The organism is Massilia sp. Leaf139 (assembly GCF_001424165.1).
GTDB lineage: Bacteria > Pseudomonadota > Gammaproteobacteria > Burkholderiales > Burkholderiaceae_D > Telluria.
In genome coordinates this window covers 234382-257879 of sequence record NZ_LMOJ01000025.1, presented here as the reverse complement: position 1 = coordinate 257879, position 23498 = coordinate 234382, and the positions used below count along the sequence as shown (strand labels likewise).

At 67.7% G+C, this 23498-nt stretch carries 15 protein-coding genes; 7 read left to right on the top strand and 8 right to left on the bottom strand.

All coding sequences use genetic code 11. The features are described from left to right. Positions 1–18 precede the first annotated feature (18 nt). Both ASF77_RS18885 and ASF77_RS18880 read left to right on the top strand, forming a co-directional pair. Positions 19–1596 carry a methyl-accepting chemotaxis protein gene (locus ASF77_RS18885; RefSeq protein WP_082493896.1) on the top strand — a complete coding sequence of 526 codons (1578 nt, stop codon included), beginning with the start codon at positions 19–21 and terminating at the stop codon, positions 1594–1596. A 64-nt stretch (positions 1597–1660) separates the two neighbouring features. Beyond that, positions 1661–2515 (top strand): DUF72 domain-containing protein, encoded by an 855-nt coding sequence (locus ASF77_RS18880; RefSeq protein WP_056342877.1) that lies wholly within the window; start codon positions 1661–1663, stop codon positions 2513–2515. A gap of 56 nt (positions 2516–2571) precedes the next feature. Here the strand turns inward: ASF77_RS18880 and ASF77_RS18875 are convergent, their stop codons facing one another. From ASF77_RS18875 to ASF77_RS18860, 4 genes are all read right to left on the bottom strand, one after another. Next, positions 2572–3111 (bottom strand): transposase, encoded by a 540-nt coding sequence (locus ASF77_RS18875; protein ID WP_056342874.1) that lies wholly within the window; start codon positions 3109–3111, stop codon positions 2572–2574. A 128-nt stretch (positions 3112–3239) separates the two neighbouring features. Then, entirely contained in the window at positions 3240–3497 is a 258-nt protein-coding gene (locus tag ASF77_RS18870) for a DUF6587 family protein (protein WP_056342870.1), read from the bottom strand. A 1-nt stretch (position 3498) separates the two neighbouring features. Next, the gene (locus ASF77_RS18865; RefSeq protein ID WP_056342868.1) at positions 3499–5376 is read right to left on the bottom strand and encodes a ferrous iron transporter B; all 1878 of its coding nucleotides are present in this window, start codon (positions 5374–5376) and stop codon (positions 3499–3501) included. 3 nt (positions 5377–5379) lie between these two features. After that, positions 5380–5637 carry a FeoA family protein gene (locus ASF77_RS18860; RefSeq protein ID WP_056342865.1) on the bottom strand — a complete coding sequence of 86 codons (258 nt, stop codon included), beginning with the start codon at positions 5635–5637 and terminating at the stop codon, positions 5380–5382. Between the two features lie 222 nt (positions 5638–5859). Here ASF77_RS18860 and ASF77_RS18855 point away from each other — a divergent pair, with 222 nt between their 5' ends. After that, positions 5860–6072 carry a bacterioferritin-associated ferredoxin gene (locus ASF77_RS18855; protein ID WP_056342863.1) on the top strand — a complete coding sequence of 71 codons (213 nt, stop codon included), beginning with the start codon at positions 5860–5862 and terminating at the stop codon, positions 6070–6072. 90 nt (positions 6073–6162) lie between these two features. Then, the gene (bfr, locus tag ASF77_RS18850) at positions 6163–6633 is read left to right on the top strand and encodes a bacterioferritin (RefSeq protein WP_056342858.1); all 471 of its coding nucleotides are present in this window, start codon (positions 6163–6165) and stop codon (positions 6631–6633) included. Between the two features lie 60 nt (positions 6634–6693). On the opposite strand, the gene ASF77_RS18845 is transcribed toward bfr, so the two are convergent. The 4 genes from ASF77_RS18845 to ASF77_RS18830 form a co-directional block, all read right to left on the bottom strand. Next, positions 6694–8382 carry a CehA/McbA family metallohydrolase gene (locus ASF77_RS18845; RefSeq protein WP_162244871.1) on the bottom strand — a complete coding sequence of 563 codons (1689 nt, stop codon included), beginning with the start codon at positions 8380–8382 and terminating at the stop codon, positions 6694–6696. Positions 8383–8522: 140 nt separating this feature from the next. Next, the gene (locus tag ASF77_RS18840; RefSeq protein WP_373961967.1) at positions 8523–9380 is read right to left on the bottom strand and encodes an outer envelope protein; all 858 of its coding nucleotides are present in this window, start codon (positions 9378–9380) and stop codon (positions 8523–8525) included. After that, complete coding sequence (locus tag ASF77_RS18835) at positions 9380–18016, bottom strand: GH36-type glycosyl hydrolase domain-containing protein (RefSeq protein WP_229445497.1); 8637 nt, start codon at positions 18014–18016, stop codon at positions 9380–9382. The genes ASF77_RS18840 and ASF77_RS18835 overlap by 1 nt, the downstream gene beginning before the upstream one ends. A gap of 184 nt (positions 18017–18200) precedes the next feature. After that, the gene (locus tag ASF77_RS18830; protein WP_056342853.1) at positions 18201–19763 is read right to left on the bottom strand and encodes an aminotransferase class V-fold PLP-dependent enzyme; all 1563 of its coding nucleotides are present in this window, start codon (positions 19761–19763) and stop codon (positions 18201–18203) included. Positions 19764–19910: 147 nt separating this feature from the next. Here ASF77_RS18830 and ASF77_RS18825 point away from each other — a divergent pair, with 147 nt between their 5' ends. The 3 genes from ASF77_RS18825 (at position 19911) to ASF77_RS18815 (ending at position 23487) form a co-directional block, all read left to right on the top strand. Next, positions 19911–20396, top strand: a complete 486-nt coding sequence (locus tag ASF77_RS18825) for an Lrp/AsnC family transcriptional regulator (RefSeq protein ID WP_056342850.1) — start codon at positions 19911–19913, stop codon at positions 20394–20396. A 124-nt stretch (positions 20397–20520) separates the two neighbouring features. Then, entirely contained in the window at positions 20521–21654 is a 1134-nt protein-coding gene (locus tag ASF77_RS18820; protein ID WP_056342847.1) for a branched-chain amino acid ABC transporter substrate-binding protein, read from the top strand. Positions 21655–21666: 12 nt separating this feature from the next. Further along, positions 21667–23487 (top strand): DUF885 family protein, encoded by a 1821-nt coding sequence (locus tag ASF77_RS18815; protein WP_056342844.1) that lies wholly within the window; start codon positions 21667–21669, stop codon positions 23485–23487. Positions 23488–23498 lie beyond the last annotated feature (11 nt).

Sequence of the window (23498 nt, the reverse complement as noted above, 5' to 3'; positions counted from 1 at the left end):
ACTTCGCTCCCACTTCTCATGAAAATTTTTTCTCGCTTGAATATCGCCAAGAAGCTCGGCCTGCTGACCTTCAGCACCGGTCTCGGCATGGCGATCGTTGCAGCAGGTTTTCTCATTTCGGAACGTACCCTGATTCTCGACGAGCGCGCCCATGGCGTGCGCCAGGCGGTCGAGGTGGCGGTTGGTGTCGTCGAGCGCCACCGCCAGGCGGCCGACAGCGGCAGCGTGCCGAAGGAGGCGGCGCAGGCGGCGGCGCTGGCGGATTTGAAAGCGCTGCGCTATAGCGGCTCCGAATACTTCTGGGTCAACGACATGGGGCCGCGCATGCTGATGCACCCGCTCAAGCCGGAACTCGACGGCACCGACGTCGGCGCGGTCGCCGACCCGAACGGCCTGCGCCTGTTCTCGGTCGCGGTCGACGTCGTACGGAAGGACGGCGCCGGCTACGTCGCCTACATGTGGCCCAAGCCGGGCCAGGACGCGCCGGTGCCGAAGGTGTCGTACGTAAAAGGCGTGGAAGGCTGGGGCTGGGTGATCGGGTCGGGCGTTTACATGGACACCGTCGGCGCCGTGTTCTGGCCGCGCGTGCTGTGGTTCTCGGCCGCGACGCTCGGCCTGTCAGGCGTGCTGATGCTGTTCGGCCTGTCGCTCTCGCGCAGCATCGCCGCCCCGCTCTCGCGCGCCGTGACGGTGGCGCGCACGGTGGCCGCGGGCGATCTCACCGCCGTCATCGAAGTGCGCGGCCACGACGAGACGGCACACCTGCTGGACGCCCTGCGCGAGATGAACGGCAGCCTGGGCCGGATCGTGGGCGAGGTCGACGTCGGCATCCACGCGATCGCCAGCGCCTCGAACCAGATCGCGGCCGGTAACCACGATCTTTCGAGCCGCACCGAGCAGCAGGCCGCCTCGCTCGAAGAAACCGCCTCGTCGATGGAGCAGCTCACTAGCGCCGTGCAGCAGAATGCCGAACACGCGCGCCATGCCAACCGCCTGTCGGCATCGGCCGCCGACGTGGCCGTGCGCGGCGGCGAGGTCGTGCAGCAGGTGGTGCACACGATGGAAGCGATCAACGACTCGTCGCGCAAGATCGTCGACATCATCGGCGTCATCGACGGCATCGCCTTCCAGACCAACATCCTGGCCCTGAATGCCGCCGTCGAGGCGGCCCGCGCCGGCGAGCAGGGACGCGGCTTCGCCGTCGTCGCCGGCGAAGTGCGCACGCTGGCCCAGCGCTCGGCCGCGGCCGCGAAGGAAATCAAGGGCCTGATCGACGCCTCGGTCGAGCGCGTCGACGCCGGCAGCGCGCTGGTGCGCAGCGCCGGCACGACGATGGGCGAGATCGTCAGCAGCGTGCGCCAGGTGAACGGCATCATCGCCGAGATCACGGCCGCCAGCGAAGAGCAGGAAGCGGGCATCGGCCAGGTCAACCGGGCGATCGCCGAAATGGACGGCGTGACCCAGAAGAACGCCGCCCTGGTCGAGGAAGCGGCGGCATCGGCCGAGGCGATGCGCCTGCAGGCCGAGCGCCTGGCCGAGGTGGTCGGGGTGTTCAAGGTGGCGGCGAGCGAGCCGCGCCTTCTCTTGGCGGCCTAGAGACTGACTCGGCACGGTTCGGCAGCGCACCGTGCCAGTCGCCGCTGCGCTCTATGATGACGGCATGGGCACCGTTGGCGGAAAAATTCACATCGGCATCTCCGGCTGGCGCTACGCGCCCTGGCGCGGCAAGTTCTATCCTCCCAAGCTGGCGCAGGCGCGCGAGCTCGACTATGCCTCGCGCCAGCTGCCGACGATCGAGATCAACGGCTCCTTCTATTCACTGCAGCGCCCCGAGAGCTACGCCGCCTGGTACGCGGCCACGCCGCCCGGCTTCCTGTTCGCGGTGAAGGGCAACCGTTTCATCACCCACATGCTCAAATTGAAGGAGATCGACGGCCCGCTGGCGAACGTGTTGGCCTCGGGCGTGTTCGCGCTGCGCGAAAAGCTCGGCCCCTTCCTGTGGCAGTTCCCGGAGATGGTGCGCTTCGACCCCGAGCGCTTCGAACACTTCCTCAGCATCCTGCCGCAGGACACGGAAAGCGCACTCGCGCTGGCGCGCCAGTACCAGCCACGCATGGAGGGCAAGGTCTTTCTCGGCATGGACGCGCGGCGGCCGATGCGCCACGCGCTCGAGGTGCGCCACGAGAGCTTCCGCGACCCGCGTTTTTTGGCTCTGCTGCGCAGGTACAACGTGGCCCTCGTCGTGGCCGACACGGCCGGCAAGTTCCCCTACATGGACGACGTGACGGCCGACTTCGTCTACATCCGCCTGCACGGCGACAAGGAGCTGTATGCCAGCGGCTACGACGACGAGGCCATCGCCCGCTGGGCCGCCCGCATCCGCGCCTGGAGCATGGATGGGCGGGATGTGTACTGCTACTTCGATAACGATATCAAGGTGCATGCGCCGTATGATGCGCAGCGCTTGATGGCGGCGCTGGGGATTTCCCATTCGCTCGATGGATCGAATACATAAGGTTTGTAGGGTGGGCACTTGTGCCCACGCGGTCATCCTTCCGCACACCACGGTGCCTATTCGATCAACATGCCGGCGATATCCGGCGTCCCACCCCAATCGATTGGATATACCCCTTCCCGCACATACCGATGAAACGTCGAATGCGGCCAATCGACGACTTGCTGCACGTACCCATGCTTGACCGGATTGAAATGGATGTAATCCATGTGCCTTTCAAAATCGCGTTCATCCCGTACCTGATGCTCCCAAAAGCGGCGCTGCCAGATCGTCGACTCGCGCTTTTTTTGGCGTGAAGGCGTGGACAACGCCGCATCGGCTAGCACGCGAGCCGAACTGCTCGACACGTGGCGTTTGATCGTAGCCCAGCGCGTCGAATAATCGGTATCGCCCTCCGGAAGCGTCCAGATGCAATGCATGTGATCGGGCAGCAGAATCCAGCCGTCGATGACGAACGGCCGAATACCGCGAACGAAGCGGATTGCGTGCGCGAGGTTCGTACGGATGAGCGGGTTGCAGAAGATGGGACGACGGCGGTGGGCGACGACCGTAAAGAAATAGGTGGAACCTGTGAGCAGGCGGCGGTACCGTGACATGGTGCGGCATCGTAATGCGGCGTCATGCAGGCATGGATGTGTTGGATCAATCGGAACGCACCGGAAGCGGAGTGCCGGCGGCAGCGCCATGTGCCCAGGGTGAGACGACGTGGGCACAAGTGCCCACCCTACTTTTTGTGAATCTTGATCACCCGACGGCCATCCGACACTGTCGGCGCCGGCTCGTCCGTCTCGCAGGTATTACAGCTCTTGCACCCGCCCCCGCAGCTGTCCGCCGTATCCAGCCAGCGCACCAGTTTCGAGTCCGTACCGCCGCGCGAAAGGCGGTTGACGATGCGGATGCGCCAGGCCGCGGGCAGGTACTTGGCGCCGACGTAGACGGCGGCGACAAGGACGGCCAGCGCGACGACGAGTTCCTGCCACATGTCAGCCTCCGCCGAGCGCCAGCGCGATGCGGTAGGTGATGAAGGAGGCGATGTAGGCAAGGGCGAACATGTAGCCGGCCATCATCCAGGCATATTTTGCGCTGCCGGTTTCGCGGCGCACCACCGACAGGGTCGCGATGCACTGCGGCGCGTACACGTACCAGGCCAGCAGCGACAGGGCGGTCGCCAGCGACCAGGAGCCGCCGATCAGCGGGCCCAGCGTATTGGCGACCTCGTCGCCGGAACCGGCCAGGGCGTACACGGTGCCGAGTGCGCCGACCGCCACTTCGCGCGCGGCCATGCCGGGCACCAGGGCGATGCAGATCTGCCAGCCGAAGCCGATCGGCTCGAAGATCACGGCCAGGGCGCGTCCCAGCATGCCGGCCACGCTGTAGTAGATCGGCGGCTGCGTCGCGCCTTCGGGCGCGCCCGGGAAGCTCGACAGGAACCAGAGCAGGATCATCAGGGTGAGGATCAGCGTACCGACGCGCATCAGGAAGATCTTGGCGCGTTCCCACAGGCCCAGCGCCAGCGTCGGCAGGTGCGGCCAGTGATAGGCCGGCAGTTCCAGCAGCAGCGGATGCTGGCCGCTGCCGCTGCGGCGCTTCATGTACCAGGCCACGCCCATCGCGCTGACGATGCCGAGCGCGTACAGCGCGAACAGCACCAGGCCCTGCAGGTTGAACATGCCGACTTCGCGTGCGGGGATGAAGGCGGCGATGATCAGTGCGTACACGGGCAGTCTCGCCGAGCAGGTCATCAGCGGCGCGATCATGATCGTCACCAGGCGGTCGCGCGGGTTCTGGATCGTGCGCGCGGCCATCACGCCGGGAATCGCGCAGGCGAACGAGGATAGCAGCGGAATGAAGGCGCGGCCGGACAGGCCGACGCCGCCCATCATCCGGTCGAGGAGAAAAGCCGCGCGCGGCAGGTAGCCGACGTCTTCCAGGATCAGGATGAAGAAGAACAGGATCAGGATCTGCGGCAGGAACACGAGCACCCCGCCGACGCCGGCGATGATGCCGTCCACGATCAGGCTGCGCAGCGGGCCTTCGCTCATGGCGTCGCCGATCCAGGCGCCGATGCCCTCGACGGTACCGGTGATGAAGTCCATCGGCGCTTCGGCCCAGCTGAACACGGCCTGGAAGATGATGAACATCAGCGCCGCCAGCAGGATCGGCCCGGCCAGCGGATGCAGGATGACGTGGTCGATCTTTTCCGACAGATTGCCTTTGTCGTGGGCGTAGTTGGTCGTCGCATCCAGGATGCGCCGCACTTCGCGCTGGGTCTCTTCGACCGGCACGGCGTCGATCGCGGCCAGCGGTTTCGGCTGCACGCGTTCGAGCGGCATGCGGTCGAGCGCGTCCAGCAGCGCGCCCTCGCCGCCGGCCTGGATGGCGATGGTCTCGACCACCGGCATGTTTAGTTCCTGCGAGAGCTTGGCCGTGTCGATCTCGATGCCGCGTTTCTTGGCCACGTCGACCATGTTCAGCGCGAGGATCATCGGCAGGCCGAGGCGCTGGATTTCCAGCACCAGGCGCAAATTCAGGCGCAGGTTTGTGGCGTTGACGACACAGACGATGGCATCCGGCGCCGTTTCACCGGCGCGCAGGCCGGCGACAACGTCGCGCGTGATGGCTTCGTCGGGCGTCTGGGCGGACAGGCTATAGGCGCCCGGCAGGTCGAGCACGCGCAACGCGCGCCCGGCGGGAGACGTAAAACTGCCTTCCTTGCGTTCGATGGTGACGCCGGCGTAGTTGGCGACCTTCTGGCGCGCGCCGGTGAGACGGTTGAACAGGGCCGTTTTGCCGCAGTTCGGATTGCCGAGTAAAGCGATCAGGGGCGAGCGCGTCGCCACCTGCTGTTCCATGACACCCATCGATTATTCCGGCTGGATCGAGACGAGCGCGGCCTCGAATTTACGCAGGGCGAAGGTCGACTCGCCAACTTTCACCGCGACCGGGCCGCCCGGCAGTCCGCGTTTCAACATGCGGATGCGTTCGCCCGGCACGAAGCCCAGTTCCATCAGGCGGCGCGGCACGTCCTGGCCGCCGTTCGCGGTCGGCGCGAGGTGGATCACGGTCGCACTCTGTCCCGCCTTGAGGGCGTCGAGTGTGGTCAAAGTGGGGACTAGAGTCATGGCGGCGTTCCGGTGTGTGGCGCTGATGTAGCGGTGATATGTAGCGCTGATGAGACAGATACTAGCATCATAAACCTAAATGCGAATTATTTCTATTTGCAGATCGATTACACGACAAAACCGCTTGCGCCCGTCGAAAATTTTCCTCAGAATAGAACACGAATGAGAACGATTCTCATTATTTGAGTGACAACTCGGGTGAACTTTCCAGGGACTGCTTCGATGATCGTCTGTGTCTGCAACAACATCTCCGACCGTGAAATCCGCCAGGCGGTCGACCTCGGCATCACCTCGATCGCCGCACTGCGCGCCGAACTCGGCCTGGGTACCGACTGCGGCAAGTGCATCAGCTACGCCCGCGAAGTGCTGCACGAAGCGCTCGACAGCAAGACCGTTGTCACCGAACTGAGTTTCCGCGCTTCGCAACCCGCGTAATTCCGTTTCTTCCCCGCCGCCGGCTTTCCGGCGCGCGCGTTCGCCCTTTGCTATGATTGCGGCAACGCACACACATAACAAAGGCACACCATGAAGGGCGATCCCAACGTCATCCGGCTGCTCAACGCGCAGCTGACCAACGAGCTTACCGCCGTCAACCAGTACTTCCTGCACGCGCGGATGTACCGCCACTGGGGCTTCTTCAAGCTCGGCAAAAAAGAATACGACGAATCGATCGGCGAAATGAAGCACGCCGATAAGCTGATCGACCGCATCCTGATGCTCGACGGCCTGCCCAACCTGCAGGCCCTGCATAAGCTGCTGATCGGCGAAAACACGGAAGAGATGCTGGCCGCCGACCTGAAACTCGAGCGCGCCGCCCAGCTGACCGTCAAGGAAGGCATCGCCGCCTGCGAAGCCGCCGCCGACTACGTGTCGCGCGACCTGCTGCTCGTCATCCTCGAAGACACCGAAGAGCATATCGAGTGGCTCGAGACCCAGCTAGACCTGATCGTCAAGATCGGGATCCAGAACTACCTGCAGAGCCAGATGGCCGAATAAAGCTTGCTTCTGCCTGCGCCGCTGTTCACACCTTACGCGTGGGCGGCGCGGGTATGCACTCTAGCGGGTGGAGCCGACCACCCTACCGCCGGCCTCCTGGGTTACCCACACCGGCGCCGACCACAGGATGTTGCCGTCCGCCTGCGTTACCTTCGCATAATAGAAATGCGCGCCGATTGAAGGCGTAAAAGTCACGTTCGCCTCGCTCGCCATCTGCGTCACCATCCCGCCGCGTCCCGGCACCCCTTCCATGATCGCCACTGTCGCCACCTGCTTGCCGCTCGTGCTGGCGAAGTTCGCCGTCAGCGTCAGCGGCCCGCTGTTCGTAAAACGCTCGCCCATCATGCGGCCGTTCGCGGTCAGGATCAGTTGCGAGCCCTTGTCCATGGTCGCGAACACGCGCCGCGCCTTTAACGCCTCGACGAAGCTGGCCTGGCTCAAGGCGCTGCCGTTCGGGATCAGCACGCCGGTGCGGTTGGTATAGGCCGTGCCCCAGTTGGCGCAGTGGTTGTCCTGGTTGGTGCTGAAGGCGACATGGAAGCCGGCCTCGAGGATCTTGTTGCAGGCCGCCTCGTAATTGCTGCGCCGGGTCTCCCCTTCCCTGTCGTTGACGGAAAAGGCGGTGCTGTTGACGACCTCGCACAGGGCCATCGCCTCGTCGCCATCTAGCGTGTAGCCGAGCGCCACGCCGTTCACGCTGAACTGGCCGCTGGTCGCCGGATGGTTGAACTGGCCGACCCAGCCGCGTTCACGCATCAGGGTGTAGAGGGCGGCGTAATCGCTGCGCGGTGTGGCGACGTCGGCCAGCAATTCGCCCTTGCCGTTCGTTTCCCATCCCAGCAGCTGCTCGCTATTGAAAATGTTCACGTGGCCGCCCTTGTTGATGACGCCCCACTCCATGCCGTACACGGCGAGGAAGTCAGGGTGCGCGGCATTGAAGGCGCCCGCCATGTCCAGGCCCTGGCGGAACAAAGCTTTCGGGACGGCCGGATCGGTGTCGGGCCGGGTGCTGTCCGAGCCGTCGTACATGTGGTTGTGTTCGGAGGCGACGAGGATGTCGAGTCCGTGCGCACGGGCATACGTAAAAGCGGCGTCGGGGCCGTACTTCGCCGTCAGAGGCTCCTGCGCGCCCTTGCAGTCGGACAGTTCGGCGCCGCCGTCGCTGTGGTTCGTTTGACTGTGCAGGTTGCCGAGGTAGACGGTGAAGGGCAACGCCGCCGTGGCCGGTGCGGCGCCCGCCTGGCCGGTGCGGCCCATGGGCAAAGGCGCGAAGCGCGGCAGTACGGGCGCCTGCGCCGGGCCGATCTCGATCTGCCAGACCTGCTCGTGCACGTCGGCCGAGGGTGCGCTGGAGGCCGCATCGCGGCTGCCCGCGCGCAGGCGCACCCCGTACATGCCGGCGGCCAGCCGACCGGCGTCCAGGCCCGACCAGGGCACCGCGACCGAGACCGGCTTGTCGGCCAGCGGCGTGCTGTCCTGCCAGCGGCGCACGACGACGCCGCGCGGCGAGATTAGTTCCAGCTGCCATTCGACGACCTGCGCCTGGCGCGCGTTCGGATAATCGAAGGCGAGCGTAAACGTGCGCGCCTCGCCTTTTGCGAGGTCGGGCGCCCGGTAGGGTGCGTGCAGGGTGGCTTCGAATTCGCTGTGTTCGTCGACGGCCGCAAACGCGCCGGGGGCGCAGCAGCACAACAGCAGCAGAAGCAGGAGCGGGGCGAGCCCGGAGGGGGTAGAGAGGTAGGTTTTCATGATGCAATTGTTGCAATTGCATCATGTCAGTCGCTTGCGCGAGGCGGCGCATTAGTTGCTAATAACTATATATTTTTTGACATAAGGACAACCAAGGTGGGGCAGCCGGGTGCAGCGGCCGCCCCTTCCCGCTTCGCGCTTTAGAAATGGTACTCCGCGCGCACCATCGGCGTGCTGGCGCGCTGGCCGCGTCCGCCCGTGGTGGCGCGGGTGTTGCCGAACTTGTTGTTCCAGAACTGGTATTCGAGGCCGAGGCGGAAGCGGTTCTTCGGCTGGCCGAAGTGGGAACCCAGGTCGTACATCAGCGCCATGTCGATATTCGTCTCGGCGCCGGTGCCAAAACCCACTTCGTCGCGGCCCTTGGCGCCGATGAACATGCCGTAGCCCTCGAAGGCGAGGCGCTCGGCCAGCGGAATGGCCCAGTTCACCGCCAGCGCGGCGTGGGTGTCGTAGGTGTAGCGGCCGTTCACGTTGGCGATCGGCGGAAAGGCGCCGCTCGGCGCATTCGATTCGCGCAGCACCAGGATGCTGGTGTTCAGGAAGCCGGCCGGGACGTCCCACATCAGGGTCGGGCCGGCGACCAGCATGCGTTTACGCGAGTTGTAGCCGACGTCGTTCTTGGTGTTCCAGTCGAAGCCGAGCGTGAGGCCGACGCCTTTTACAGGGCCGTAGCGCATCTCGGCGCCGCGCAGGGCACCGATGTCGAGCGTGTGGCGGTAGACGACATAGGCTTCCTGCGCGCCTTCGTTCTGCGTGAGCGAGGCCGGGTCGGTCTTATCCGACTGCAGCAGGTCGACGTTGAAAAAATTGCTGCCGTATTTGTAGCCGCTGGCGTGGGTCAGCGCGAAGATGTGCTTCTTGATGTGCTCGGGATTGTACGGCTCGGCGAAGCGGGTGCCGTAACGCCAGCTGATCGAGGTATCGCTCCAGTCGGCCGCGTTGGCGGCGCCGCAGGACAGCAGGAGGGTGGCGCCAGTGGCCAGCAGGGTCTTGTTCATCATGTGATCGTCTTCGACTGAGGTTGTTCGTGGTTCGCGCAATACGGGGCGCCGTGTCCGGGCGCGAGCTGCAATTCGACGCGGTGCGCCGCGCCGTCGTCGAGCAGACGCACCGTATCGCCGCCGACCTCGACGCCATCGACCAGCAGTGCGGCGGTATCGCCCGTGCGTACTTCGATCGCGTAGCTAGAGGAACGGTAGCGGTAGCGCAGCGTGAAGCCCGGCCAGCCGCGCGGCAGCCGCGGCGCCAGCACCAGCCGCTCGCCGATGCGCTCGATGCCGAGTAGCGATTCGACGATCAGCCGGTACATCCATCCGGCGGCGCCAGTGTACCAGCTCCAGCCCCCGCGCCCGATATGCGGCGCGCTCGCGATCACGTCGCCCGCGACCACGTAGGGCTCGAGGCGGTAGCGCCGGCAATCCTCGGCCGTGGCGGCCAGGCGCACCGGGTTGAGCATGTCGAACAGTTCCCAGGCGCGCTCGCCGTCGCCCATGCGCGCAAAGGCCATCGCGGCCCAGAGCGCGGCGTGGGTGGCCTGCCCGCCGTTGTCGCGCAGGCCCGGCGCATAGGCTTCCAGGCTGCCGGGATGCTGGCTCCCGCCTTCGAAGGGCGGATCGAACAGCTGGATCAGGCGCGCTTCGCGCCGCACCAGGCGCGCCTCGACCGCTGCCATGGCGCTAGCCGCATGCTTGGCGCCGGCCGCGCCCGACAGCACGCTCCAGCTCTGCGAAACCAGGTCGATGCGGCACTCGCCGCCGTCTTTCGAGCCGAGCGGCGTGCCGTCGTCGAACCAGGCGCGCCGGTACCATTCGCCATCCCAGGCATGGTTTTCCAGCTGAGTCGCAAGGGCCTGGGCGGCCGCGCGGCAGGTAGTCGCAAAACCGTAGTCGGCGCGGCGGTCGGCCAGCTCGGCGAAATTGCGCAGCACCTCGATCATGAAAAAGCCCAGCCAGACGCTCTCGCCGCGCCCACCGGTGCCGACCCGATCCAGGCCGTCGTTCCAGTCGCCGCTGCCGATCAGGGGCAGGCCGTGCTCGCCGAAGCGCAGGCTGTGGCGGATCGCGCGCACGCAGTGTTCGTACAAATCGCCGCCGCCATCGGCCACGCGCGCCGCGTCGAAATACGATTCCTCGCCCTCTTCCAGCGCGCGCCCCTCGAGATAGGGCGCCGCTTCGCCCAGCACCGCGAAATCGCCGGTGGCGCGCACGTAGCGGCAGGCCGCCAGCGGCAGCCACAACAAATCGTCGGAACAGCGCGTGCGCACGCCGCGGTTCGAGGGCGGAAGCCACCAGTGCTGGACGTCGCCCTCGACGAACTGGTGCGCGGCGCACAGCAGCAGGTGTTCGCGCAGCAGTTGCGGGCGCGTGTGCACCAGCGCCATGGCGTCCTGCAGCTGGTCGCGGAAGCCGAAGGCGCCGCCGGCCTGGTAGTAGCTGGCGCGCGCCCACATGCGGCAGGCAATGGCTTGATACACCAGCCAGCCGTTGGCGAGCACGTCGAGCGCCGGGTCGGGCGTCTCGATGTGCACCGCGCCGAGCGTCTCTTCCCAATACGCGTGCACCTGTTCCAGCACCGCGCGCGCCGCCACGCTGCCCCGGTAACGCGCGATCAGCTCCGTGGCTTCGCCTTCGGCGGCGCCGAGCATGAACACCAGCTCCTTGCGTTCGCCCGGCGCCAGTTCGAAGGCGACCTGCAGCACCGCGCACGGGTCGAGCGCGGCGCCCAGGCTGCCCGCCAGGCCGCTGCGGCGCAGCGCCTGCGGCTGTGCCAGGCTGCCGCCGCGGCCGATGAATTCCATGCGGTCGCAGGTAAAGGCAGCATCTTCGGCATCGACATGGAAGAAGGCGACGCGGTCGGCATCGTCGCTGTTCCAGGCCGAGCGCGCCAGCAGCGCGCCGCTGGCGGCATCGCGCTCGGTCACCACGTGCATGCTCGACGCCGCGCGCAGTTCGCCCAGCACCCATTCGACATAGCCGGTGGCCGAGAGGCGCCGCGGCGCCGCGCCGTCATTGCGCACCCGCAGCACCGCGTATTTCAGCGGCGCGTCCAGCGCGACAAAACTGGTCAGCTCGGAGTGGATGCCGTGCGCACTGTGTTCGAACACGCTGTAGCCGAAGCCGTGGCGCGTCAGGTAGTCGCCGCCCGAGGGCGCGGGCAGCGCCGTCGGCGACCATGCCACCCCTGTCGCTTCGTCGCGCAGATAAAACACCTCGCCGCCGCGGTCGCGCACCGGGTCGTTGTCCCAGGGCGTCAGCCGCAGTTCGCGCGCGTTCTCGCACCACGTGTACGCCTGGCCGCTTTCGGAGACGACCGAGCCGAAGCGCGGGCTGGCCAGCACGTTCGACCAGGGCGCCGGCGTCGGCTGGCCGGGGCGGATGCGGATCAGGTATTCGCGCCCGTCCTGGCTGAAGCCGCCGATGCCGTTGTCGAGCAGGAGCGCCGAGAGTGGCACGGCTGCAGGGACATCGTCCGGCGGCACCACGGCTGGCAACAGGTTCGGCAGCACCGGCGCCGACTGTGCCTGCGCGCGCTGCAGCTGTTCCATCAGGGAGCCGCGCGCGCTCGACAGTACGACGTGGGCGATCGCCTGCAACAAGACCTGGTCGTCTTCCGGCACCTGCTCCAGCACCTGCAAGTGGACGCCGCCCGCGGCGCCCGTCAGGCCGGGCCCGATCGCCTCCACCAATTGCGTGTGCAGCGAGGGCTGGCCGCCGCTGCCGCACCAGAGCACCAGGTCGGCTTCCAGGCCGCGTTCGCGCCACCAGGCATGCGCCGCCAGCAGCTCGCGCGCCAGCGCCAGGCCGGCGGCGTCGTCGATCCGCGCCAGCACGATCGGCAGGTCGCCCGAGATCGCATACGGCCACAAGCCCGATTGCCCGCGCCGGTTGCGCGCGATGATTTCTTGGTCGGCACGCAATGCGCGCTGCGGGTACAGCACGGCGCCGGCCAGGCGCGCATACAGGGCCGCATCCGCTTCGCGCAGCGGCGACGGGGCCTGCAGCGGCGCCGGCGCGAAGGCGCGGTCGGCGCAGGAACGCTCTCCGTATTTGGCGGCCAGGCCCAGCGCGGCGTCGCGATTCTCCGCCACGCCAAGCAGCAGATCCAGCGTGACTTCCTCGCCGGGGGCGAGATCGATGCTGCGCCGGATCGCCAGCGCCGGGTCGAGCACGGCGCCGGCGGCGCCGTCGAGCGGCGTGGTCTCGGTCAGCGCCGCCGGCAGTGCGATCTCTCTGCCGCGCCGGATGAAATCGGCGCGGCTGGTCTCAAAAGTGGTGGCGCCGCCGGCAACGCCGTGCAGCGCCAGCGCGCTCACCAGCCAGGGCGTGGCTTCGCGCTCGTCGCGCGGCCGGCGCGTGCACACGATGGCGTTCTGCGCGGCGACGATCTCGGTCTGCACGAACAGCTTGCTGAAGGCGGGATGGGCGTCATCGAAGGCGCCCGGCGCCAGCACCGGCTCGGTATAGCTCGTCACTTCGATGCGGCGCGGCCGCTCGGACAGGTTGCGGATGCGCGTGCGGCGCAGCTCGACGTCGTCATCCAGGGGCACGACGATCTCGGTGCACAGCTCGATGCCGTGGTTGCGCCGCAGCCACCCGGCGCGCCCCGCCGGGAAGGTGGCTTCGTAGTGATCGGGCTGGGCCAGCGTCGGCTGCCATGCGCTCGACCACACAGCGCCGCTGTCGAGGTCGCGCAGGTAGCAGAACAGGCCCCAGTTGTCGCTGGTGGCGTCGGCACGCCAGCGGGTCAATGCCAGGCCGTTCCAGCGGCTGTAGCCGGCGCCGTCGCTGGTGACCATTACCTGGTAGCGGCCGTTCGACAAAAGCTGTACCTGCGGCTGCGCCAGGCCGGCGCGCGTGACCGTTCGCACGGGCGGCTGCGCTGTGGCCGCCGCCCCGCCGCCGGCCTGGCGCGTGAACGGCGCGGCCTCGAAGGCGCCGCTGGATGGCATCCGTTCCTGCAACAGCGGCAGCGCGGCGCGCAGTTCGGGGTCGGCCGCGAAGCGCGCCTGCATCGGCGCCGCGTGCAGCAAATACGACAAGGCCAGTAGCCCAACCGCCTGGTGATCCGAACGGTAGGCGCGCACCAGCGCCTGGCGCTGGCCGTGCGCCAGGCGCGCCGGGGTGTAATCGAGGGCCTCGTAAAAACCGTAGGCGCCCATGGCGCCGAGCGTGGCCATGCGCTCCAGGTTGGCGCAGGCCGCTTCCGGCGCCACCATCAGCGCCAGCAGCGACGCGTAGGGCGCGACCACGCGCTCGTCGCCCTGCCCGCGCACGATGCCGCTGCCCGGCACGCCGAAGGCGCGGCTTGCGTACTGCTGCGCGCCGTCCAGGCTGTTGTAGCCGGAGTCGGACATGCCCCAGGGGATGGCGTAACGCGCCGCCGCGTCGATCTGCACGCGCACGATCGCCCGGCAGGCGCGCTCGAGCAGCGAACTACGGTAGCCCGGCATCACCAGCCGCGGCAGCAAGTAGTCGCCCAGCGCGCCGGTCTGCGACTGCAGCAGCAGGGTGTCGTCGAGATAGCATAGGGGCCGCTTCAGCGCGAACCAGTGCCCCTGCGGCAGCTGGCCGTGGGCGATGCCGACGAAACTGGCCAGGCGCGCGCTGGACGCCAGCATTTCGACGGCGCCGGCTTCGCGCCGCTCGGCGCCGACCTCGTAGCCGCTTGCCAGCAGCCTTGTCTCGGGATCGAACAGCAGGCCAACGTCCATGTCGGCGAACTCGCGCGCGCAGGCGGCCAGGGTCTCGATCTCGGCCAGGCGCTCCCTGGCTGTGGCGGCGCCCTCTTCCACCATCTGCGCCAGCGCCTGTTCGGCGTCGCCCTTGCCGGAGGCGGGCATGGCAAAGCCCGCCAGTTCGCGTAGGGTCGGGATGCGCGTCAGGCTGGCGTCCAGCACATATTCCTGTACGGCGCGCATCCATGGCGCCTGCGCCAGCAGGTCTTCCTGCACCGCGCGGCAATCCGCATCCAGGCGCACCGCCCAGTCGCGCAGCAGAACGTCCGCATCCGGCGGCAGCGTGGCCGTCAGCATCGAGGCGGCGCGCACGGCCGCGCCCAGGCAATCGGCCAGGCCGGGCAAGGTGTCGCCGCTGCGGCAGCGCTCGGGCTCGAGGGCGTCGCGGCAGGCGTCCAGGGCTTTACGCACCTGTCGCGGCGCGCCCTGCGCATGCGCTTCCAGCACCTGGAAAGTGGTGCGCAAGCCGTCCAGGCTGCGCAGGCTGGCGACCGGCGCGTCGGCCAGCCGTTCCAGGCCGGCCCCCAGGGTCAGCAGGTAGGCGGCGAGGTTGCCGCTGTCCTCGGTCGAGACGCGCAGCGGCTGCAGCGGCGCCAGCGTGTCCGTGTCGTAAGCCGCATAGTAATGGCCGCGATGGCGTTCCAGCAGCGCCATGTTGGAGAAGGCGGCGCGCACCCGCGCCAGCACGGTCGCCTGCGGGATGAAGCCGAAGTCCCAGGCCGTCAGGTTGGCCAGCAGCGACAGGCCGATGGCCGTCGGCGAGGTCGCGTGCGCCATGGCCGGCTGCGGCAGCTCCTGCAGGCCGCCCGGGGGCAGCCAGTTGGTGGCGGCATCGACCACGTCCTCGAAATAACGCCAGGTGCGGCGCGCCAGGGTCGCCAGGAAACGCGTCTGCGCGGCCGACAGCGCGGGCGCGGCAGGCTCGAACGGCAGGCTGAGCCACCAGGCCAGCAAAGGCGACAGGAACCACAACAGCAGCAGCGGCGCCGCCGCGAACAGGGCGAACGGGTGCAGGAAGGTCAGCAGCACCGCCACGCCCACCGCCAGCAGCGGCGCGAACCACATGCTGCGCCACGCCGATTCGACATCGGTGCTGGCGCGCACCAGATGCGAAGCCCGCCACTGCAGCAGGCGCCGGCGCGAGACCAGCATGCGCCAGCCGGTGCGCGCGATCGCGTGCAGGCTGTACCAGGCTTCGTGCGGCAGGAAGGCCATGTTCAGCACCGCGTGCGCGAGCACGTTGGCCGCGTCGTGCGCCCAGTTGGACAGGTGCTGGCGCCACAGCATGCCGTGCGGCTTGTCGGCCAGGCCGACGCCCATGCGGATGAAGGCGGGCAGGAAGAACACCGACAGCGCGGCCGCGCTCCAGAAGGCCGGCCCCGGCAGGCGCGCCCAGCACAGCACCAGCATGGCCATCAGCGCCGGCGCCACCAGGCTGCGGCGCAGCGCGTCGACCAGCTTCCAGCGCGCCAGCGGCGTCAGCGGATTGGGTTCCAACCCGCCATCCCGCGCCGGCACGCGCGCACGCAGCCAGCCCGTTAGTTGCCAGTCGCCGCGGATGCCGCGGTGGCGGCGTGCGATCTCGTCGCTGTAGTGAGGCGGGCAGGTTTCGACCAGCTCGACATCGTCGAGTACCCCGCTGCGCAGGTAGCAGCCCTCCAGCAGCTCGTGCGACAGCACGGTGTTGTCGGGCAGGCGTCCGTCCAGCACCCGGGTAAATGCGTCGACCTCGTAGATGCCCTTGCCGTTTGACGCGCCTTCACCGAACAGGTGCTGGTAGAGGGTCGATTCGGCGCAGCCGCAGGACGTGGCCCCGCATAAGCGCTGGTAGCGCGAGGCACCCTCCGCGGGCAGCGCGCTGCCCGTACGCGGTTGCAGGAAGGCGTGGCCGGCGACGACGCGGCGGCCGGCGGATTCAAACAGCGGCCGGTTCAGGGGGTGCAGCATGGCCGCCACCATGCGGCGCGCGCTGTCCATCGGCAGCCGGGTGCCGGCGTCGAGCGCGATCACGTAGCGCACTTCGTCCAGGGCATCGGCCGCGCCCTCGGCCACAATAAAACGTTCGCGCGCGCCGCCGCGCAGGTAGGCGTTGAGATCGGCAAGCTGGCCGCGCCTGCGCTCGCGCCCGATCCAGGCGTACTCGCTGGCGCTCCAGACGCGCGGACGGTGCAGCAGCACAAAGGGCTTTTCGTCATGGCGTTCGTTCAGCGCCGCGATGCCGGCCCGCAGTTCTTCCAGCAGCTCGGCGTCGCCCAACACCGTTTGCTCGGGCGCGTCGGCGAAATCGGTGAGCAGGCAAAAGCGCAGCTGCGGATCGCGGTTGGCAAGATAGCTTTCTTCGAGCCGCTCGCACAGCGCGCGCATGCCGGCGCTGTCCTGCAGCAGCGCCGGCAGCGCGACCACGGTGCGCGCCTCCTGCGGAATGCCGGCGCCGACATCCATGCGCGGCAGTGGGCGCGCTTTGACCAGGCGGGCGGCCATCATGCCCGTCAGTGTCGCGGCCAGCTGGCTGGCGCCGAATGCGGCCAGCAGCCCCAGCGCCAGCAGGAGCGAGGCGCCTGCCCCTGCCTGGTAGGCATGCACGACCAGTGCCACCGTGAACAGCAGGGTGAAGCCGCCGATGGCGCCGAGATAGGCCAGCAGCGGCCGGCGCCGCGCCGCGCGCCGCAGTGCAGGCAGCATGCCGGTAGCGAGCGGATGCCGGGCGCGCAGCGTCGCCAGGCCGGCGCCGACCAGGTAATGGCCGACGTGGCCGGTGCGCGCGTCGCCAGTGCCGTCCCTCGTACGCTGGGCAGCGGCCAGCGCCAGCGCCTCGGCCGCAATCTCGTCTTCGCTGCGGCCGCTCGCGCGCGCCAGGCCTGCGACGGCCTGGCGGTAGTGGGCGCGTGTGGCGGCGTCCATGGCGGGGTAGACGCCGGCCGGATCGCGCCGCAATGTCCGCTCCACCGTGCTCGCCGCCTCGAGGAAGGCGCTCCAGTCGATGCGCTCGACCAGGCGCAGGCTGGCCAGGCTATTGGCCAGCGAGACGGCGTCGAGCGAGCTCTCCTCCTCGTCGCGCTGCTGCTGCGCATCGAGCGTCAGGCCAGCGTCGGCCAGGCGTACCCCGATCCAGTCGAGCACTTGCGCCAGCGGCGCGCCCTGCCCCTGCAGGCGCTGCGCCAGGGCCGCGACGAAGGCGGCATCGAGCGGCTGGACGGCGCGCGCCATGTCGGCCACCAGCAGGATCAGGTCGCCGGCTCGGTGTTCGGCCGCTTCCATCATTCGTCCGGCCCAGTCGGCGGCGAGGCCGCGCTGGTGCAGGCGTTCGGCCAGGCGCACGGCGAGGCGGCGCAGGTTTTCGAGCAGCGCCAGGCGCAGCATGGTCGGGAAGGCGCCCAGTTCGCCGAGGGTGAGCGCTGCGTTCTCCTGGTAGGCGGCGACGAAACCCGCGAGGCTGTCCTCGGCGAGCAGGCCGTCCGAATACGCCACGCAGTCGAGCGCCAGCTGGTGGATGCGCGGGGCGCCGGCCTGAACGGTCGGCCCGGCCACATGCGGCAGCGTGGTGCCGCAGGCGCGCGGCAGGTGTTGGCGCGCGCTGCGGATCTGTTCGTCGACCAGGTGGTAATGGTCGAGCAGGAGCGTGGCGGACGGATCGGCCAGGCCGCCGTGTTCGGCGCGCGTGAGGGAGGCGCAGGCGGCGCCGATGGCGGCGGCGTTGTCTTCCAGCCGCGCCTGGAGACGGTCGGATGCTTCCGCGCGCGCCGGCACGTGCTGGGCGGCGAGACGGCTGCCATGCAGCGCCATCTGCGCCGCGTCGAAGTGCCCGGCGCGCAGAGGCGCACCGTCCGCGGCGCTGGCGGCGCGGACGGGCACGTACCCCGCGCGCGGCGCGTCGGCCTTGGTATGCAAATCGTCGTTCAACAGGAGCCTCGGTGATGAGCGTGCGCGAACACGGCGCACGGCCAGGCCATGCTAAAACCTCATCCGGTGGGAGACTGTGCGTTGACGAACGGAGTCAACGGAAGGTTGCAGGCGCGCCGCATGTGCGCCTGCAATGGGCGGGACATTAGTACGACATCAATGCGGCGGCATCAATGTGGCGGCATCAATGCGGCGGCAGCAAGGCCAGGCCGCCGGCCAGGTGGCGCACATTGGCGTGCCCGAGCTCCTGGGCGAAGCGTGCCGCCTGGGCGCTGCGCCTGCCGCTGCGGCAGAAGAACAGCAGCGGGCGTGCTTCGCGCCCGAGCCAGGCGGCGTGCTCCGGCAGGCGCGACAGCGGAAGGCTGTAGGCAGCGCGCCCGTGCAGGCGCGGCGTGCCGAGCGCATGCTCGCAGGCTTCGCGCACGTCGACCAGGAGCGCGTCCGGATGCGCGTCGAGAAAGCCGGCCAGTTCGCCGGCATCCAGGTCGCATGGCGCCGGGCTTGCCGTGCATGCGGGTTTTGGAAGCGGCGACTCCCCCGATCCCGTTACCGGGCAGCGCGCCGGCGGCGGCGCCGCCAGGGCCTGGGCGCAGCGGGCGATGCGCGTGCAGGCTGCGTCGATGAAGGCATCGTCCGCCAGCGGCCCGAAGGACATGCGTACCGCATGCGCGCAGCGCTCCGGATCCAGTCCCATCGCCAGCAGCACGTAGCTCGGGGCAGTCTTCGCGGCCGAACAGGCCGAGCCGGCGCTGACGCGCACGCCGGCGGCGTCGAACAGGTCGAGCAGGGTCTTGCCGGAGATGCCGGGCACGGTGAAGTTGAGCGTGGTCGGCAGCGCGTGTTCGAAGGGCGCGTTGAAGACGATGGCGGGAAAGGCGGCGCGCAGGCTGGCGGCCAGCCGCTCGCGCATGGCCGTCAATTGCGCATGGCTGCGGAAGGTCGTCCCCTCTTCCAACGCACGAAGCACGGCGCCCAGGGCGGCGATGCCGGCCATGTTCTCGGTACCCGAGCGCTGGCCCGCTTCCTGGCCGCCGCCGCAGATCAGCGGCGTGTACGGTGCGCCCTCGCGCACATACAGCATGCCGATTCCCTTCGGCGCGTACAGTTTATGGCCGGAAACCGGCGCGTAATCGATACGGGTGTGTTCGAGCGCCAGCGGCAGCTTGCCGAGCGCCTGCACACAGTCGACCATCCATAAAGCCGCGCTGCCCGTTTCAGTCAGCACAGCCGCGATGCCATCCAGGTCGGACACGACGCCGGTCTCGTTGTTGGCGGCCATCGTGCACAGGAAGGCGGTATGGGGCGCCAGCGTGCGCAAGGTAGCCAGGCAGTGGCGGCCGTCGGCGCCGACCGGCAAGGCCTGCAGGCGCAGGCCAGTGCCGAGCAGCGTGTTCCAGTGCGCCAGGCTTTCCGGCACGGCCTTGTGCTCGGTCGCGCCGTACAGCAGCAAGTCACCGCAGGACAGTCCGGCGGCGCGCCGTTCGCGCACGGCGCACAAGGCCGATAGCACGGCGGTGCCGATGCCTTCGGTGGCGCCGCTGGTAAACATCAGCCGTCCGGCGCCGGCGCCGAGCACCCGGCGTGCACGGCTGCGCGCCTCGTCGAGCACGGCGCGCGCGCGCAGGCCAGCCGCGTGACTGCTGCTGGGATTGCCGAAACACTGCAGCAGGGTCGCTTGCGCGGCCTGGATGGCGGCGGGCAGGACGGGGGAAGTCGCGTTAGCGTCGAGGTAGATTTCAGTCGTCATAATAAATTGCGAAAAACGTAAACACAGAAGCAGATCGTGTTATTGTTAAGCAATATGTTACAAACCAATGGCGAAGCGCACGTTCTAAATTAGCTAGGTAAAACACTGTTTTTAGCATGTTTGTTCTATTAGTGACGAAAAACTAAAATGAATTCACTAGACAAGTTTGATTGTGCCATTCTGGCTGCACTCCAGGCCGATGCGACACTGTCGATTTCGGGGCTTTCGGAGAAGGTCGGCCTGTCCAGCACCCCCTGCTGGAAGCGCGTCAAGCGCCTCGAGGAAGAGGGGTATATCGAAAGCCGCGTCACCATCGTCAACCGCCAGAAGGTCGGCTTGCCGGTCACGGTGTTCGTCAGCGTGCGCACCACCGAACACGATGAAAAATGGCTGGAACGCTTCGCCGCCGCCGTCGTCGCCTTGCCTGAAGTGCTGGAATTTCACCGCATGAGCGGCGACGTCGACTACCTGCTGAAGGTCGCCACGACCGACATCGCCGGCTATGACCGCTTCTACAAGAAGCTGATCAAGACCGCGCAACTGAGCGGCGTGTCGTCGGCCTTCTCGATGGAGCAGATCAAGTGCACTACCGCCCTGCCGCTGGAGCTGATCGCGCACGGCTTGCCTGCCTGAGTGCTGCCTGAGTGCTGCCTGAGTGCTGCCTGAGTGCTGCCTGATTGCTGCCTGAGCCGACTGCACTGCCGCGCTGATTCGTGCGATGATGGCGCCCGTTCGTCATTCAATCGGAGACAGGCTGATGCCATCAAAAATGAACATGGCGCCGCTGGCGCTCGCCGCGCTGCTGTGCGCCTCCTTTGCCGCGCAGGCGCAGGAACAAAGCGTCAAGATCGGCGTGACCGGCCCGCTCTCGGGCGCGAACGCCTTTGCCGGCAAGGACAACGAAAACGGCGTGCGCCTCGCCATCGAGGAACTCAACGTCCAGAAGATCAAGGTTGCGAATAAAACCCTGCGCTTCGAGCTGCAGTCGGAAGACGACGCCGGCGACCCGAAGCAAGGCGTGACGGTCGCGCAAAAGCTGGTCGACGGCGGCATCCGGTTCGTCCTCGGCCCATATAACTCGGGCGTCGCGATTCCAGCCTCGCGCGTCTACAACGACGCCGGCGCGCTAATGTCCACGGTCGGCACCAACCCGAAAATCACGCAGAGCGGCTACCCAGGAGTGTTCCGCATCGTGGCCAGCGATTCGCAGGTCGGCGGCGCGATGGCGAACTACGCCGCGCGCGAACTCAAGCTCAAGAATGTCGGCGTGATCGACGACCGCACCGCCTTCGGCACCGGCATCGCCACCGAATTCAAGCGCCAGGCGCAGGCGGCCGGCATGAAGGTCGCGGGCCACGAGTTCACCAACGACAAGGCCAGCGACTTCGCTGCCATCCTCACCGCGCTGCGCGCTAAGAAAGTTGACGCCATCTTCTTCGGCGGCTACGCGCCGCAGGCCGCACCGATGGTACGCCAGATGAAGGCGCTCGGCCTGAACGTGCCGCTGCTGGGCGGCGACACCCTGTGCAGCCCGGAGATGGCCAAGCTCGGCGGCGCCGCCGTCGGCGAGAACGTGCGCTGCGCCCAGGCCGGCGCCATCATCGCCAAGCAGCCGAACGGCCCGGCCTTCCTGGCGAAATACAAGGAACGCTTCAAGCGCGAGCCGGACGTGTACGCGCCCTCCTTCTACGACCAGACCATGTTCATCGCCCAGGCGATGAAGGCGGCCAACAGCCTCGATCCGAAGGCGGTCGCCGCACAAATGCGCACCCTCACGCACCAGGGCGTGGTCGGCAGCTACGGCTACGACGACAAGGGCAACCTCAAGAAGACCGCCGTCACCGTCTACACGTTCAAGAACGGCGCCCTGGCGCCACTGGCCAGCTACTAAGGATTTCAGGATATGACCCGCATTCTCAAGCTCGGCGCCCTCGCGGCGGCCGCCCTCATCGCCTGCGCACCGGCAGCAGCCGCCGACCAGGCCACCGCGCAGGCCACCGCACCGGCCAAGCAGGCCACGATCAACACCCAGGCCGGCAAGCAGCTGAACACCCTCGCCGATGCGTACTACGATGCGCTGGCGCGTTTCGATCCGGTATCAAGCAGCGAAAGCGGCGACAACCGCTTCATCGACCAGATCGGCATGTCGATCGCGCCGAGCGAACGGACTAAACAGTTTGCACGATATAAATCGTTCCAGAAGCGCCTGCACGCCATCAAGCGCGCGCAGCTGAGCCTGCGCGACCAGACCAGCTACGACATCCTCGACTACGAGCTGGGCATTGCGCTGCGCTTCGAGCCCTTCCCCGAGCACCTGCTGCCGCTGAACCAGATGGACAGCATGCCGGTCACGCTGGCGAACTACGCCAGCGGCCAGGGCGCGCAGCCGCTGACCACCACCGCGGACTACCGCGCCTACGCCAGCCGCCTGGCGCAGCTCGGCCCCTGGGTCGACCAGGCGATCGCCAACATGCGCGAGGGGATGAAACGCGGCATCGTCCATCCGCGTCCGGTGATGCTGTCGGCCCTGCCCCAGTTCAAGCAGCTGGTGGCGGCCTCGCCCGAGGCCAGCATCTATTACACGCCGGTGAAGAACTTCCCGGTCGGCTTCTCGGACGCCGACAAGCGCGCGCTGACCGAGCTGTATGCCGACACCGTCGGCGGTAAACTGAATCCGGCGCTGGGCCGCCTGGCGAGCTTCATCGAGAACGAATACCTGCCGGCCACGCGCACCAGCAGCGGATGGAACGCGCTGCCGAACGGCGCCGCCTGGTACCAGGTGCGCGTCGCCAGCCAGACCACGACCGACCTGAAACCGGAAGCGATCCACGAGATCGGCCTGAAGGAAGTCGCGCGCATCCAGGGAGAATACGGCCGCATCGGCCCGAAGATGGGTTACACGGGGCCGGCGGCCGGCCTGCCGGCCTGGGTCTCGCAGCAGGCGAAATTCAAACCCTTCAAGACCGAGCAGGAAGTCATCGACGTCTACCGCAAGCTGGACGCGCAACTGCGCACCAAGCTGCCGTCGATGTTCAACCTGATGCCGAAATCGCCGCTCGACCTGCGCCTCGAACCTGAACTGAGCCGCGCCACCGCCTCGGATCACTACACCCCGCCCGCGGTGGACGGCACCCGTCCGGGCGTGTTCTGGTCGGTCGTCAACGATCCGACGCAATATGGCAGCACCGGCATGGTCACCTTGTACCTGCACGAAGGCCAGCCGGGCCACCACTTCCACATCGCGCTGGTGCAGGAACTGGGCCTGCCGAACTTCCGCCGTTTTGGGGGCAACAATGCGTTCACCGAAGGCTGGGCGCTGTACGCCGAGACGCTGGGCAAGGACATGGGCCTGTTCGACAAGCCGGAAGATTATTTCGGCCACCTGAACGACGAAATGCTGCGCGCCGCGCGCCTGGTGGTCGACACCGGCCTGCACACCAAGGGCTGGACGCGCGAGCAGGCGATCAAGTACTTCAGCGAGACCCTCGGCTACAGCGAGGCGGATTCGCGCGCCCAGATCGAACGCTACATGATCTGGCCGGGCCAGGCGCTGGGCTACAAGATCGGCTCCCTGAAAATCATGGAACTGCGACGCCGCGCGGAAAGCCAGCTGGGTTCGAAGTTCGACATCCGCGCCTTCCACGACATCGTGCTGGGCGAAGGGACGCTGCCGCTGGCGCTGCTGGAGAAGAAGGTGGATCGCTGGATCGCGGCGACCAAGTAAAGCGCTTATCG

Coding starts and splice junctions, on each gene's coding strand:
- ASF77_RS18885 (WP_082493896.1), top strand. CDS start 19: ATGAAAATTTTTTCTCGCTTGAATATCGCCAAGAAGCTCGGCCTGCTG.
- ASF77_RS18880 (WP_056342877.1), top strand. CDS start 1,661: ATGGGCACCGTTGGCGGAAAAATTCACATCGGCATCTCCGGCTGGCGC.
- ASF77_RS18875 (WP_056342874.1), bottom strand. CDS start 3,111: ATGTCACGGTACCGCCGCCTGCTCACAGGTTCCACCTATTTCTTTACG.
- ASF77_RS18870 (WP_056342870.1), bottom strand. CDS start 3,497: ATGTGGCAGGAACTCGTCGTCGCGCTGGCCGTCCTTGTCGCCGCCGTC.
- ASF77_RS18865 (WP_056342868.1), bottom strand. CDS start 5,376: ATGGGTGTCATGGAACAGCAGGTGGCGACGCGCTCGCCCCTGATCGCT.
- ASF77_RS18860 (WP_056342865.1), bottom strand. CDS start 5,637: ATGACTCTAGTCCCCACTTTGACCACACTCGACGCCCTCAAGGCGGGA.
- ASF77_RS18855 (WP_056342863.1), top strand. CDS start 5,860: ATGATCGTCTGTGTCTGCAACAACATCTCCGACCGTGAAATCCGCCAG.
- bfr (WP_056342858.1), top strand. CDS start 6,163: ATGAAGGGCGATCCCAACGTCATCCGGCTGCTCAACGCGCAGCTGACC.
- ASF77_RS18845 (WP_162244871.1), bottom strand. CDS start 8,382: ATGAAAACCTACCTCTCTACCCCCTCCGGGCTCGCCCCGCTCCTGCTT.
- ASF77_RS18840 (WP_373961967.1), bottom strand. CDS start 9,380: ATGAACAAGACCCTGCTGGCCACTGGCGCCACCCTCCTGCTGTCCTGC.
- ASF77_RS18830 (WP_056342853.1), bottom strand. CDS start 19,763: ATGACGACTGAAATCTACCTCGACGCTAACGCGACTTCCCCCGTCCTG.
- ASF77_RS18825 (WP_056342850.1), top strand. CDS start 19,911: ATGAATTCACTAGACAAGTTTGATTGTGCCATTCTGGCTGCACTCCAG.
- ASF77_RS18820 (WP_056342847.1), top strand. CDS start 20,521: ATGCCATCAAAAATGAACATGGCGCCGCTGGCGCTCGCCGCGCTGCTG.
- ASF77_RS18815 (WP_056342844.1), top strand. CDS start 21,667: ATGACCCGCATTCTCAAGCTCGGCGCCCTCGCGGCGGCCGCCCTCATC.